General features: G+C 63.1%; 11 protein-coding genes. 6 read left to right on the top strand and 5 right to left on the bottom strand.

All coding sequences use genetic code 11. The features are described from left to right. Positions 1 to 69: 69 nt before the first annotated feature. The 5 genes from VR863_RS00110 to VR863_RS00090 all read right to left on the bottom strand — a co-directional run bounded on the left by VR863_RS00110 (position 70) and on the right by VR863_RS00090 (position 4750). Positions 70 to 1005, bottom strand: coding sequence for a DUF2493 domain-containing protein (locus tag VR863_RS00110; protein WP_324826444.1), 936 nt, complete (start codon positions 1003 to 1005; stop codon positions 70 to 72). A 220-nt stretch (positions 1006 to 1225) separates the two neighbouring features. Continuing rightward, positions 1226 to 1666: a hypothetical protein gene (locus VR863_RS00105; protein ID WP_324826443.1), complete on the bottom strand. Its 441-nt coding sequence runs from the start codon at positions 1664 to 1666 to the stop codon at positions 1226 to 1228. 14 nt (positions 1667 to 1680) lie between these two features. Beyond that, complete coding sequence (locus VR863_RS00100) at positions 1681 to 2610, bottom strand: ArdC family protein (protein WP_324826442.1); 930 nt, start codon at positions 2608 to 2610, stop codon at positions 1681 to 1683. A gap of 154 nt (positions 2611 to 2764) precedes the next feature. Next, positions 2765 to 2935 carry a CPBP family glutamic-type intramembrane protease gene (locus VR863_RS00095; protein ID WP_230292605.1) on the bottom strand — a complete coding sequence of 57 codons (171 nt, stop codon included), beginning with the start codon at positions 2933 to 2935 and terminating at the stop codon, positions 2765 to 2767. Positions 2936 to 3397: 462 nt separating this feature from the next. Next, positions 3398 to 4750 (bottom strand): NAD(P)/FAD-dependent oxidoreductase, encoded by a 1353-nt coding sequence (locus tag VR863_RS00090; protein ID WP_225871714.1) that lies wholly within the window; start codon positions 4748 to 4750, stop codon positions 3398 to 3400. Between the two features lie 108 nt (positions 4751 to 4858). Between VR863_RS00090 and VR863_RS00085 the strand changes: the two genes are divergently transcribed. The 6 genes from VR863_RS00085 to VR863_RS00060 are packed head-to-tail and all read left to right on the top strand — an operon-like array spanning position 4859 to position 13686. After that, positions 4859 to 5899: an efflux RND transporter periplasmic adaptor subunit gene (locus VR863_RS00085; RefSeq protein WP_324826441.1), complete on the top strand. Its 1041-nt coding sequence runs from the start codon at positions 4859 to 4861 to the stop codon at positions 5897 to 5899. A gap of 3 nt (positions 5900 to 5902) precedes the next feature. Further along, positions 5903 to 9043 carry an efflux RND transporter permease subunit gene (locus VR863_RS00080; protein ID WP_066850902.1) on the top strand — a complete coding sequence of 1047 codons (3141 nt, stop codon included), beginning with the start codon at positions 5903 to 5905 and terminating at the stop codon, positions 9041 to 9043. A gap of 3 nt (positions 9044 to 9046) precedes the next feature. Next, a complete protein-coding gene (locus tag VR863_RS00075; protein WP_053833465.1) occupies positions 9047 to 10534 on the top strand; it encodes an efflux transporter outer membrane subunit in 1488 nt (495 codons plus the stop codon). Further along, positions 10515 to 11753, top strand: a complete 1239-nt coding sequence (locus VR863_RS00070) for a patatin-like phospholipase family protein (protein ID WP_063612557.1) — start codon at positions 10515 to 10517, stop codon at positions 11751 to 11753. The genes VR863_RS00075 and VR863_RS00070 overlap by 20 nt, the downstream gene beginning before the upstream one ends. 32 nt (positions 11754 to 11785) lie before the next feature. Beyond that, entirely contained in the window at positions 11786 to 12175 is a 390-nt protein-coding gene (locus VR863_RS00065; RefSeq protein ID WP_046903475.1) for a hypothetical protein, read from the top strand. 29 nt (positions 12176 to 12204) lie between these two features. Then, entirely contained in the window at positions 12205 to 13686 is a 1482-nt protein-coding gene (locus VR863_RS00060) for a phospholipase D-like domain-containing protein (RefSeq protein ID WP_324826439.1), read from the top strand. The last annotated feature ends 10 nt before the right edge of the window (positions 13687 to 13696 follow it).

Raw genomic sequence — 13696 nt, 5'->3', positions numbered from 1 at the left:
ACTGGTCCATAGTCGGGTCGGCGCCGAATGCACATCCAGGCATTTCAAATATCGATAACGAAGGGTCCCTCAGGACCCGGGAGAAGTGCCCAAGGGGCCGCGACGATCGACCACGGTGATCCGGCGGGTCTTGGCATCGATCACCAGCCGTTCGGTCACGCCGTTGCCCGGAAATGCGACAACGTAACGCGGATTGAGCGAAATCATGTGCTCGTTGCGCTTGAAGCCGGCGCGGGCGCCAAGCCGACGATCGAGCGAGTAAGTCAGCTGCTGGACTTCGCGGCGCTCCGCCCAGCTCGCTGCGAGGCGATCGGCACCCTTGCCGTCGCCACCATGGACCAGGAAGAGATCGGGGACTGCATCGCGAACCTTGTCCAGCGTCGCCCAGATATTGTCAGCATAACGCTTCGCATCCTCGGCGCTCTCGAAGCTCTGGCGACCACCGGCGAAAACAACCGGAGTTCCTTCCGGGATCAGGGCATGACGCTGGCTCTCGGCGCGTGCGCGGAGGAAATCGCGGGCATCGATTACGGCTGAAGTGAGGTTGCGCGAATGGCTAGCACGCGAGCCGGAAACGGGCTTCCACGAGGAACCGGTCTCGTCGCGGTAAAGTGCAGCCGCCGCCTCACGCATCTGCTCGAAGGCCAGCATGCTGGCTTCGGCTGCCTGCGCGCGCGCGACCTGCTCTTCAAGATTGCTCGAATGCACTTCGGAGCCATCGGCCGATGCGAGGAGGACCCGGATCTCGTCGCTGGCCCGGTCAAGCTGAGCCGACTTGCGGCTGGCGGCTCGATGAAAGAGATTGACCACGCTCCAGGCAATGTCCTCGGCATCGGCTTCCAGGGCGGTGTCGGAGAACATCGCGAAGAGGTCGGACCATACGGCGCCGAGTGTCTGGTCGATCGCGTCCTCGCAGGGAAAGTCAGTAGCGTTGAAGGGGGCCGGCCTGATGCTGAGGCCTGAAAGGTCGAGGCCGCTCAACTGGTCGATGAAGCTGTCGTACATGGGGTGTCTCCTGATCGGGCAGACAAGGAGAGGAGGCACCATTGCCTCGGTCCTGTCCGCCGGAGCCCGATCAGGGCCGGGACAAGGGGCGAGACGCACCGCGTAGCGGGGAACCTGCGGCCCTAAGGCTGGCGCGGGCAACACGGGCCGACGGGCCGCAGGTTGCGGCGCGCCCCGACCGGCCCAAGGGCCTCTCCCGGCGGACAAGGATGAGGCAGGATCAGGACCCGGTGTCGCAGGTGGATCGGGAGCGCTCGAAGATCGCTTCGCCATTCGAGAACCGCCCGACCAGGCGCATCTCACCGAACAGGTCGATGAACCTTCCCGACACCTGGCCAAGCCAGTGCCGTGCCCTCGCCGTTCGTGGGTTGTAGAAGTCGGCCTCCCAGTACCGGGCATCGTCGCGTTCGGCGAGCCAGATCGCCGCGAGCCCGCAATAGGTCGATATGCCGCAATCGGCGAAGGCGTTGCGCAGGAGAATACGGTCCTCGCGGCCGCGCCATCCATCAAAGGGTTGAAAGGAAGGAAAGGCGGCTTTCGCGGCATCGATGACCTCGTCGACGAGGCACTCGTAGACCCAGTCGGTGTCGTCCTCTTCGCCGTCATCAAGCAGGCGAAAGGCAACCACCGAGCCGGTCGGATAGCTGACGGAACGTCCCATCGTCAGTCTCCCGCTCAGGCCGCTTCAGCGAGATCGATATCGGCCTCGCTCTCGCATGATTGGTATCCACCCAAGCCCAGCAGCAGGCTGGCCGCTTCCTCAGCCTTGGCCGCAGCCGTCAGTATCGCGCGCTCGTCCGATTTGAGAATCTTGAGCCAGGACGCGATGTAGCTGGCGTGATGATCGAGATGGGTGACTGGAAGACCCAGTTCGGCCCCAAGAATGGCCGAGGACAACTCGGCGATGAGTTCCTCGGCAGCATAGGCGTCGCTGCCAAAACGGTTCTTAAGATCACGATCAAGCCGCGAGGAATGCCCCGTCCAGTGCGACAGCTCGTGCGCGAGTGTCGCATAGTAGTGATCATAGGCTTCGAAGAGTTCGGCTGGCGGCATCGTGACGCGGTCGCGCAGCGGTTCGTAGTAGGCCTGGGCACCATGATGGCGCAGGTCTGCGCCGATGTGGGCAAAGAAGGCATCGAGCCGGTCTTCGCGTCCTTCGGGCTCCAGCGCGGCAACCAGCGGCTTGGGATGATAGAAGTCAGGGAGGCCGTCGCACTGGTCGGCGTTGAACACGGCGTAGGCCTTGAGTACGCGGCGGTTCTCGGTGTCCGCTTCGCCATCAGCGTTCTCGATCTCCTTGGTGTAGCTCTTGTAGAATATCGCAATGGTCGATTTCTCGCCCTTGCGGACCTGTCCACCAAGCTTCTGGCACTGGCGGTAGGTCATCCAGTATGGCGAGGTGTAGCCACAGCCATCGGCCACCATCCACAGCCAGAAGGTATTCATTCCGCGATAGGGCGTTCCGCAAGAACGCAAAGGACGGGAGACTGGCACGCCGCGCCACGGCTTGACCCACGGCTTTGTGCCCTGTTCGAGCTTTTCGATAATGGCGGAGGTGATGCGCGCGGCAGGCGAAGTCGATGCAGTGCGGCGGGACTTTTTCATGGGAATTCTCCTGATCGCCGGAACGGACATGCCCCGGTTCAGGAAGAGCAAAGCTCCCTCCCCTCTCGTTAATTATTGCCGCTATGCGCCCTAAATTCGGTCATTTTACGGGCAGAATGCTGATCCCGGAAGCGGGCATTCCGGGAAGACATCTTCACACGATGAACGAGAGCGAATTGCCGAAATTGTGAAGCAGAACCGGCAGGAGCAGGCTTCCGGTGCGCAAACGCAGCCAGACCGCGATAAAGGCTGGGATTGCCGTCAGCGCCATCGTGATGGGATCGAAGGCAAAGCTGTCGTCCGAGAAGCCACAGGCATGTGCCAATCCGAACAGGAAGCACGACAGGACCGCGCCCCATCCCCAATCGACCCGAGGAACCGTCTCCTTCCGGTGAAAGCCTGATCCAGCGCGAACAGCAGGATGCCACGATAGAAGAGCTCCTCCTCCAAACCCGGCATGGTGAGCTGAAACGCGATATCTTCGCCGCTAGCCGGGTTTCCAGGGAAGATGAGAGCTATGACGTAGTGTCGCCGAAGCCGTTCGGTCTTCATGCGACCGCCATGCCTACCGCTGCTTAGTCAACTGAGGTAGATCGACGCCAAAGACAGATACGCTGATCTTAGATGCGGTTTGGCTTCGAGCGCTTCCTGCGATCAAGTGCAAGCTAGGTCGCGACAACTTGCAGGTGATGGATAGCGAGGCCAGGCGAGCCTTCGAATGGTCCTAGATGGCGGTGCGGGAGCATGCTTTCATCATGGTCAACTATTTGAATATTGGCTGAGACCGCTACTTGTCATCGGGCCGCCCGCTTTCTGGGTCGCTGAGCGGCGGCTGCCGGGCATCGCTTGTGGTTGATCCCGTCAACAACCGCGCCCCGCGTCCGTAAGTAAACCATGCCCAAGCCCAGTTGACATAGACGACCAGGCGGCTGCGAAAGTCCACAAGCAGCATCAAATGTATAAGTGACCAGACCAGCCAGGCGAGAAATCCCGTGAGCCGGAGCCTGCCGAATTGCGCCGCCGCACGCGAGCGCCCGATCACCGCCATGGTACCATAGTCGCGGTAGCGGAAGGCGCCGGGCTCGCGCCGACCGGCGATACGGGCCGCGAGCAGCTTCCCGACATATGTGCCCTGCTGCTTGGCAACTGGTGCAAGAGCCGGCAAGCGCTCGTCGCCGCCTGCTTCGAAACTTGCGACGTCCCCGATCGCAAAGATGTTTGGATGACCCGGCACCGAACAATCGGACCGGACCGTTACAGCCCCGTTGCGGACCCCATCGATTCCAAGCCATTCAGCAGCCGGACGGGCCTCAGTGCCGGCACACCACAGCACGGCTCCGGTATCTATCCGCTCGCTACCGAGCACCACGCCGGTGGGATCGATTGCCTCGACGGCCGTGCCAATCCGCACCTCCACCCCCATCGAGGTTAGAGCTTCGGTCGCATAGGTCGAAAGCGCGGGATCGAAACCCGACAGCAAACGGCCGCCCGCCTCGCATAGGACCACACGCGTGTCGCGCGGATCGATGCGAGAGAAATCGCGCGCCAAAGTCGCGCGTGCGAGTTCGGAGATGGTCCCAGCCAGTTCCACGCCAGTTGGGCCGCCCCCAACAATAGCAAAGGTCAGGAGGCGTCGTATCTCTGCGTCGTCGGTCGACTGCTCGGCCCGCTCGAACGCTTCCAGCAACCGCGCGCGGATGGCAAGCGCATCCTCAATCGTCTTGAGAACCAGCGTGTGTTCGCGCCAGTTGTCCTGTCCAAAAAAGCTCGAGGCCGATCCCGTGGCGAGTACGAGATAATCGTATGGCAACCGATGCCCATCGCGCAGCAGCACCGAGCGCGCCCTGATATCGACGCCTGTAACCTCCGCCATCAACACACTTAGGTTTGACCCGCCGCGCATCAGCACACGGGTGGCCGTAGCGATATCGGACGGGGAAAGCGCCGCAGTCGCGACCTGGTATAGCAGCGGTTGAAACAGGTGATGATTGGTTTGGTCGATCAGCGTCACTTCCGCGGCATTGCCGCGAAGAGCGCGCGCCGCAGCCATGCCGCCGAAACCGGCGCCGACGATGACGACCCGGGGGCGGTTCGTCGATTCGGGATGAGACAGGTTCAGCGAAAGCGTTTGGCCTTGCAATTGGGTCTTCCTATTGCGACGAGCGATGATATGTAAACTTATTCGTTTCATTTTGGGCGCATGTCAAAGTCTGATTCGCGCCGAACCATTTTCAGACCCAAATTCTTCATGCTGCGCATATTCGTTTCGCTAATTTTCGCATGCCTTGTTGCAGGTTGCGACGATGCTCCCATTCCGGAGGAGGCCGATCGGCGTCCGGTCAAACTCTACACCGTGGCGGCAGGCGGTCAGGCGAGGACTTACGAGTTTCCCGCGATCATCGAGGCAAGCACATCTTCGGATCTAACCTTCGATGTGCCGGGCAAGATCGTCCGGCTGACGGTGGACCAGGGCGATTTCGTCAGGGCCGGCACGGTGATCGCGCAGCTCGACCAGACCATCGCGCGCAACCAGCTCGTCCAGGCACGCGAACAGTACGAGGCGGCACAGGATGCATTCCGCCGCGCCGACGCGCTGGTCGGCGAAGGCGCGATTCCGCGGGCAGTGCACGTTCAGCGCGAAACGCAGCGCGACACTGCGCGAGCCGAACTTGACAATGTGCGCGAGCAGTTGGAGAAGACCGTCTTGCGGGCGCCCTTTTCGGGCCGCGTGGCCAGGCGACTGACCGAGCCGTTCGAATATGTTTCGCCGCAGCAGCCGGTCGTGACCTTACAGACCGCCGGTTCCGCCAAGGTGGTGGTCCAGGTTCCCTCGTCCATCGTTGCCAATGCCGAGCAGCGGGCCCCGATCAACGCGGCGATCGCGTTCGACAGTCTTCCCGACAGGCGGTTCGCGGCCCGGTTCGGCTCGTTCGCCACCGACGCCACGCGTCAGTCGCTCACCTACGAGGCGACGTTCCTGTTCGATCCGCCTTCCGGCGCGCTGATCCTGCCGGGCATGACGGGAACACTGCATGTCGAGCTCGATACCGATGATGCCGAGATGCCGGCTGTGCCACTGGAAGCGATCGTTGGGCGTGACGAAAAGACATTCGTCTGGCGCGTGGACCGCAGGACCGGAGCCATCGCGCTGCGCCGCGTCACCGTAGGCAAGGGAGCAGGCGGAATGCTGCCTGTAACTGCCGGCATCGGCCGCGGAGACCTGATAGTGGCTGCTGGCGTGGCCAATCTCGAAGAGGGGATGAAAGTCCGCCCCTACGAGCGGGACTGAGCCATGTCGTTTAATCCCGCCGTCTTCTCGATCAGGAATCGCCTGCTCATCCTGCTCGTCATCATCGGGACGATCGTTGCCGGGATGGCGGCCTATGGGTCGCTGCCGCGCTTCGAGGATCCCGAGTTCACCATCCGCCGCGCTGTCGTGGTAACACCCTATCCTGGCGGATCGCCGATGGAGGTCGCCACCGAGGTCACCCAGCGTCTCGAGCGGGAGATCGGGCAGATGCAGGAGGTGAAGGAGATTGTTTCGACCTCCGAGGCGGGCCAGTCGCGCATCGAGGTGGAGATCAAGTACGAGTTCGGGCGCAACAAGGAACAGCTCCAGATCGTCTGGACCAAGCTGCGCAACCGCGTGGCCGATGCCGCCCGGCTGCTTCCGCCCGGGGCAGGTCCCTCGATCGTCAACGACGATTTCGGCGACGTCTTCGGCATCTTCTACATGCTAACCGCCGATGGTTATTCGCCGGCCGAGCTGTACGACTATGCCGAAAAGCTGCGCACCGACCTGAGCGGTGTGGAGGGTGTGGGCAAGGTGGTGCTGTCGGGCGAGCAACGCGAGGCCTTCTATGTCGAGATCATGCGCGAGCGGGTCGCGGCGCTGGGGCTGTCGGTGCAGAGCGTCTATCAGGATCTAGCACAGCAGAATTCCGTCGTCGCAGCGGGCAGCGTGCGCGTCGGCGACCAGCGTCTGGAGATCGTTCCCACCGGCGAGATCGATTCGGTCGAGGAATTGCGCGATCTGCCGGTGATGACCGGCCAGGAAGGCGCGGTCGTGAGACTGGGCGATCTGGCCCGCGTGACGCGCGGCTATGTCGATCCGCCGATGCAGATCCTGCGCTACAATGGCAGGCCGGCGGTGGGCATGGGCATCTCGAATGCGACCGGCACAAATGTGGTCGAGGTCGGCGAGGCGATCGAAGCCAAGCTGCGCGCGAGCGAGAGCGACCGCCCGATCGGCATCGAGATCCACGAATTCTACCACCAGGGCAAGGTGGTGTCGGACGCGATCGGCGATTTCGTGATCAATGTCGCGACGGCGCTCGTCATCGTGGTGGTCACGCTGCTGATCTTCATGGGCTGGCGCTCGGCCGTGGTCATCGGCGCCGTGCTCATGCTCACCGTCGCGGCGACGCTGGCTGGGATGAATGCCGGCGGGATACCGATGCACCGCATCTCGCTGGGCGCGCTGATCATCGCGCTGGGAATGATGGTGGACAACGCCATCGTCGTGGTCGAGGGGATGCTCGTCGGCCTCAAGCAGGGCAAAAACAGGCTGGAGGCGGCGCGCGCGATCGTGGGCCAGATGCTGTGGCCGCTACTAGGAGGCACGCTGGTCGGCATCATCGCCTTCGCCCCGATCGGCCTCGCCCCCGGGCAGGTCGCCGAATACACCAATCACCTGTTCTGGGTGGTGATGATCTCGCTCTTGTTCTCGTGGTTCTTCGCGGTCACCGTAGCGCCTTTTCTCGCCAACTGGCTGTTCGAGAAGGAGGAGGATGCTGCCGCTTCCGGCACTGATCGGGAGACAGGATTCGATGCAGGCCACGACGGTCTCGAGGACGAGGCCGCCCCGCAGCGCGAAGCCGGCCGGATCGGCACCGCCTATCGCGAATGGCTCGCGCGCGCGCTGCGCCATCGCTGGCGTACCATGGGCCTGACCGGGGGGTTGTTCGCCGTCTCCCTTGTGGGCTTCGCGTTCGTGGAACAGGGTTTCTTTCCCGCCTCCACCACGCCGCATTTGATGGTCGATTACTGGCTGCCTGCGGGCACCGATATCGAGCGGACCAATGCCGATCTGGAGGAGATTGAGGAGGATCTGGCGACGATGGACGGCGTTACTGACGTTCAGACCGTGGTCGGCATGGGTACCTTGCGTTACAAGCTGGTCTATCAGCCCGAGGCGCCGACATCCTCCTTCGGCCAGATGATCCTGCGGGTTGAGGACGCCTCGACGCTCGAGCGGCTGCAGGCAGATGTGCATGCCTATTTGCAAAAGAACGCCCCCGAAGCGCGCGCCAAGGTCTGGCTGTTCGAACTGGGGCCGGGTGGCGGCTCGAAGATCGAGGCGCAGTTTTCGGGGCCCGATCCGGCGGTTCTGCAGAGCCTGGCGCAGCAGGCCAAGGATGTCTTCGCCGAGGACGAAGCGGCCATCCTCGTGAAGGATGACTGGCGCGAGCAGGTGCCGGTCATCCACCCGCTCTATTCCGAAACGCGCGCGCGTCGCCTTGGCGTCAGCCGCGAGGACGTGGCCGAGGCCTTGCAGGGCACGTTCGCGGGCCGTCCGATAGGCGTCTTCCGCGAGGGCGACGACCTGATCCCGATCATCGCCCGCTCGCCCGAAAGCGAAACGCGCGACGCGCAGAACATGGAAGCAATCCAGGTGTTCAGCGCCAGCGGCGCCTCGCTTCCGCTGCAGGAAGTGATCGACGGTTTCGAGACCCGCTGGCGTCATTCGCAGATTCAGCGGATCGATCAGCGCTGGGCAATCAACGCCCAGGCCGATCCCGCGCCGGGCGAAACCGCCAACCGTCTGCTCGATCGCGTGCGCGGAGACGTCGAGGCGATCGAACTGCCTTCCAGCTACCATTTCGAATGGGACGGCCAGGAAGGAACGAGCACCGAGGCGATCGATTCGCTGATTGGCGTGGTCCCGCTCGGTGTCATCGGCATGGTGCTGGTGGTAATCGTGCTGTTCAACGCAGTGCGCCAGCCGGTGATCATTTTCATGATCGTGCCGCTGGCGATCATCGGCGTAACCATCGGCCTGCTCATCACCGGCATAGCGATGGAGTTCATCGCCATTCTCGGTGTGCTCTCGCTCTCGGGCCTGCTGATCAAGAACGCGATCGTGCTGGTCGATCAGATGGATATCGAGATCGGCGAGGGCAAACCGCGTTTCGATGCCATCATTGAGGCAGCCTATGATCGCGCCCGCCCGGTCATCCTGAGTTCGCTGACGACGGTACTCGGCGTCATCCCACTGCTGTTCGACGCCTTCTTCAAGGCGATGGCCGTGGTCCTGGCCTTCGGGCTGGCCTTCGGGACGGTACTGACCCTGTTCGTGGTGCCGGTCCTCTATGCAATCTTCTTCAAGATCGGCCCTGACGAGACCGCAGCCGAGCCACAGGGGGCAAGTTGAACCATGCGCATCGTCCCTCTCACCGCCATGTTGCTCGGCCTGATGCTGGTGTCAGGCTGCTCGCATCCCGACAGGGTCGGCGATGGTCCGGTCGCACCCGCCCGCGCGGCCCTGCCGCCTTTGCCGGAACGCTGGCGGGCAGTCGCCGATGCCGCAGGGCCGGTCGCGGACGGATGGGTCGCCGCCTTCGGCGACCCGCGCCTCGCCGCGCTCGTGGCCGAAGCGCAGGAGAAGAACAGTGATCTTCAGGCCGCCGCGGCGCAGGTCCAGCGCGCCGCAGCACTTGCCCGTCAGGCGCGTTCCGGGCTGCGTCCGGCCGTTCAGGCGGTCGGCCTGGGTTCGCGCAGCCATATCGAGATCGATGATATCGAAATCGGCGGGCAGGCCGGACTGCCGGTGCCGTCCAGCATCGAATATGACAGCACCAGCTTTCTGGGACTGGCGCAGGCGAGTTGGGAAATCGACCTGTGGGGCAGGATCAGCGATGGCTGGTATGCCGCGCTCGAGAACGAGGCGGCTGCCCGCGCCGACTATTTCGCGGCCCGGCAATCGATTGCCGCGGGCGTGGCGCGCGCCTATCTGGTCTCGATCGAGGCTTCGCGGCAGGTGGGGCTGGCCGAGGAAGCGGTTGATACGCTCGAACATCTGCATCGCCTGGTGGGTCTGCAGGTCCGCGAGGGCGTCGCGATGGATGGCGATCTGGCACTGATCCGCGCCAATCTCGAACAGGCGCGCGAGGCTCTCGCACGGGCACAGGGCGCGCGGCGCGAGGCGATCCGTGCTCTCGAACTACTGGTCGGGCGCTATCCCGCGGCCGAGTTCGCCTCGGGAATTGACTTGCCGCCCATGCCAACGCCGCCGCCTGCCGGGCTGCCTTCGACGCTGCTCGAGCGGCGGCCCGATCTGGTCGCGGCCGAGCGGCGCGTCGCCGCCGCACTGCATGCCGAGGACCAGGCCAGCAAGGCGCGCCTGCCGCGCCTGTCGCTCACGGGGCTGGCGGGCGCGGTGTCGGACGCCCTTGAAAATATCTTCGATCCTACCGCGACCCTGTTCAGCATTGGCGGCAATGTCGCGGCGCCGATCTACCAGGGCGGCGCGCTGGCTGCCGGCGAAAACATTGCCGATGCCGAACTGCGCGCGGCGATCGCGCAATATGCCGGCGCCGCGCTGGCCGCTTTCGAGGAGGTGGAAACCGCGCTCGACAGCGGCGTGGTGCTTCGCCGCCGCCGGGACGCGGCCGTCATCCGCGTGCGCGAGATAGAGGAAGCGCTCAGGATCGAGGATCTGCGGTACAGGGTCGGCGAAAGCAGCCTGCTTGACGTGTTGCAGATCCGGCAGCAGGCGATCACTGCGCGCAGCGATCTGGCGACGATCGAGCGCATGGAACGCGAGCAGTTCGTCACGCTCAATCTGGCGCTCGGCGGAAGCTGGAACGCGCCGGAGGCTGATCCCCCAGAGATTTCCGAGAAGGATGGCGATGCGAACCCGTAAAGAACTCCGCCTGACCATGATGCCGGGACAGGCCATCGACCTGGTGCGAACGCTCGTCCTGGGAGTGCTCGGCCCCGCATTGCTGCTTGGCGGTTGTGCCAGCTTCGACCGGCAACCGTTCGAGGCCGCGCAGATCGAAGCCGCGCACGCGCCGGATTCGCCGAAAATCCGCCATTGGGCCAATTCCCCCGACCTGTTGACACAGATCTCGATCGCCCCGCCACCGCCGGGCGAGCCACTGCGCGTGCTCGCGCTGTCGGGCGGTGGGGATGACGGGGCCTATGGTGCGGGTTTTCTCAACGGATGGTCGCAAACCGGCAAGCGACCTGAATTTGCCGTGGTCACTGGAGTCAGCACCGGGGCTCTCATCGCCCCCTTCGCGCTGCTCGGGCCGGACTACGACGACGAGCTGAAACGCGCCTATACCGAGATCACGCCCGACGACATTTACAAGGACCGCTTCGCGTTGGCGATCCCGTTCTCGACCAGCGTCGCGACGACCGGGCCGCTCGAGGCTCTAATCGCCCGCTTCGCCACTGATGCGGTGATCGATGCCATCGGCGAAGAGCACCGCAAGGGCCGGCGCCTGTTCGTCGGCACCGTCAGCCTCGACCGCCCCGGCAATGCGATCTGGGACATGGGAGCGATCGCGGCCGGTGATGCGCCCGGTCGCTATGCCCTTTTCCGGCGCATCCTGCTCGCCAGCAGCTCCGTCCCGGTGCAGTTCCCCCCGGTGCTGATCGAGATGGAAGCGCAGGGAGAGCGAATCAGCGAACTCCATGTCGATGGCGGCACCATTGCGACCCTGATGGCCGCTCCGCCGGTCGCGAACGACCAGATCCTGCGGGACAGCCAGTCCCCAACGGAGCTGTATCTGCTGGTCAACGGCAAGATGGCAGGCGAGTTCGAGCTGATCGAAGCAGGTCTCTCCAGCATCGCCAAGCGGACGCTTGAGGTGATGCTCTTCTCCAGCCTCCAGGACCGTGTGGCCTCGGCCTATGTCTGGGCGAGATCGACCGGCGCCGGATATCACTTGACCTTTATCGAGCAGGACTTCGACGCGGACGAGCACGATCTTTTCGAGCAGGATTATATGCGCACGCTGTTCGACTATGGCGTGGAGCGCGGTCGGGCACAGGCATGGCAGGATAGTCCGCCATCGTCGGATCCGGACACTGTCGCATCAGCCGTGCCCGAAACGACGAGTTCCGAGGATTAGCGCCCGTCATGGCACCGGGACGAACATTCCGCATGAGCTTCGCCTTTTCCGATATCCCCCATCAATCCGGACGGCCGGCCGTCGTTAACGGCGCCAATAGCGGCACCGGCTACGAGATCGCCCCGCACCTGGCGATGAAAGGCGTGCGCGTGCTGCTGGCGTGTCGCGATGCCGAGCACGGCACTTTGCGTGTCTTACAGGCCGTGACCGATCCGCAAGCGGAAGGCGGCGACCATCCCGGTCCTTGCGGTCTCATGGGGATGCGTGGCCAGACTTCGGGTCGCGCGGTCGTGACAGACCCGACTCGCGACCGGGAGATGACGAGAAAGCTGTGCAACAGGTCGGTTGCACTAACCGGAACAGAACCGGACATTGGCCCTGCTGTTCCGTCGCAGACAACGCCTCCCGACAGCGCACCGTAACGCGGATGCGCGACCGGCACCCTCCGTTCATGATACAGCGCGCAGCTTCTCATGCGTTCGGAAATACGGCACTTTCCGCAATCGGCTTGAGTGTCGCTAAGCACGCGGTGGGCCATCCCGGCCTGACGGGCGTTGCACTTGTCGAGGACGGCATAGACGCGTTTGCCATCCGCTCTCGACTCATCGCCGCGGCCGAAAGATCGATCGACCTGCAATATTACATCTGGCGCGACGATCTGACCGGTAATCTCCTGCTGGAAGACTTGCGCAGAGCGGCAGCGCGGGGTGTACGGGTCCGTCTGCTGGTTGACGATAACGGCATTCCCGGCCTCGACCGCAAATTGCGCTGGCTGGCCAGCGACCGCAATTTCGAAATCCGCATTTTCAATCCGTTTCGAAACCGACACTTCAAGCCGCTCGATTTCCTGCTGGATTTCCACCGCGTCAATCGCAGGATGCATTCGAAAAGCTTTACAGTCGACAATCAGATAACCTGTGTCGGCGGGCGTAATGTCGGAGACGAGTACTTCGCCAACCGAGAGCAGGGGATTTTTGCCGATGTGGATGCGCTTTGCGTAGGCGCGGTGGTGCAAGAAGTCTCCGAATGTTTCGATGCGTTCTGGAATTTTCCCGCTGCAGTCGAAATCGACTGCATCGTGAAGGAAGATCCGAAGCAGTACGCGGCAAGCGGGGCAACTGATTTCACGCGGTCAGTTTCCGGCCCCTCCGCGACCGATTATCTAAGCCGTGCCGCCGGATCTGTTTTGCTTGAGCGTGCGCGGGCCGGACGGATTGAATTCGAATGGGTGCCCGTCGAGCTGGTCAGCGATCGGCCCGCCAAGGTTCTCGGACAATCGCGTCAAGGCGATCTCATGGCTAGCGTCCTCAGGAGTCTCATCGGTCAACCGGAAAGGGAATTGCTCGTCGTTTCGGGCTATTTCGTGCCGACCTCATCAGGTGCCAGGGCCTTTGCGCAAATGGCACGCAACGGGGTCGATGTGCGCGTCCTGACCAATTCCTTTGCTTCGACCGATGTCGCTATGGTTCATGCCGGATATGCAAAGCATCGGCATTTTCTCGTGAAGTCGGGGGTGCGTCTGTATGAGATGCCTGCCCCTGGAGACCGGCCCAAGACCACCCGCAAATCTCTGCGTCGACCTTCGCCGCGCAACACAAACGAGAATGCCACCCTGCATGCCAAGATGTTCGCTGTAGACGGCCGTCGGGTCTTTGTCGGTTCTTTCAATTTCGATCCGCGCTCTTTCGCTCTCAATACTGAGCTCGGGATCGTCATCCAGAGTGAGAATCTGGCGGCACAGATGCACCACGCCTTCGATACCATGATCGCGTCCGGCTCCTACAAAATCGTCGTGGATGACAAAGGCCGACTGAACTGGGTGGACATGCGCGACGATGTCCGTCAATGTGAACTGGCCGAGCCTGGAACCACATGGTGGTCGCGAGTGCTCACTCGCCTTCTCAGCAAAACGCCGATCGATTGGCTGCTGTGAATACCATCTG

The sequence above is a fragment of the Qipengyuania zhejiangensis genome (genome assembly GCF_035607565.1).
GTDB classification, from domain to species: Bacteria; Pseudomonadota; Alphaproteobacteria; order Sphingomonadales; family Sphingomonadaceae; genus Qipengyuania; species Qipengyuania zhejiangensis.
Note: the sequence above shows the minus strand (reverse complement) of the source record. Positions and strands in the feature narration are given on the sequence as shown.

Excerpts from the sequence above, each read along its gene's own strand:
- VR863_RS00080 (WP_066850902.1), top strand. The coding sequence starts at position 5,903 with ATGTCGTTTAATCCCGCCGTCTTCTCGATCAGGAATCGCCTGCTCATC.
- VR863_RS00085 (WP_324826441.1), top strand. The coding sequence starts at position 4,859 with ATGCTGCGCATATTCGTTTCGCTAATTTTCGCATGCCTTGTTGCAGGT.
- VR863_RS00110 (WP_324826444.1), bottom strand. The coding sequence starts at position 1,005 with ATGTACGACAGCTTCATCGACCAGTTGAGCGGCCTCGACCTTTCAGGC.
- VR863_RS00075 (WP_053833465.1), top strand. The coding sequence starts at position 9,047 with ATGCGCATCGTCCCTCTCACCGCCATGTTGCTCGGCCTGATGCTGGTG.
- VR863_RS00105 (WP_324826443.1), bottom strand. The coding sequence starts at position 1,666 with ATGGGACGTTCCGTCAGCTATCCGACCGGCTCGGTGGTTGCCTTTCGC.
- VR863_RS00070 (WP_063612557.1), top strand. The coding sequence starts at position 10,515 with ATGGCGATGCGAACCCGTAAAGAACTCCGCCTGACCATGATGCCGGGA.
- VR863_RS00065 (WP_046903475.1), top strand. The coding sequence starts at position 11,786 with ATGAGCTTCGCCTTTTCCGATATCCCCCATCAATCCGGACGGCCGGCC.
- VR863_RS00100 (WP_324826442.1), bottom strand. The coding sequence starts at position 2,610 with ATGAAAAAGTCCCGCCGCACTGCATCGACTTCGCCTGCCGCGCGCATC.
- VR863_RS00060 (WP_324826439.1), top strand. The coding sequence starts at position 12,205 with ATGATACAGCGCGCAGCTTCTCATGCGTTCGGAAATACGGCACTTTCC.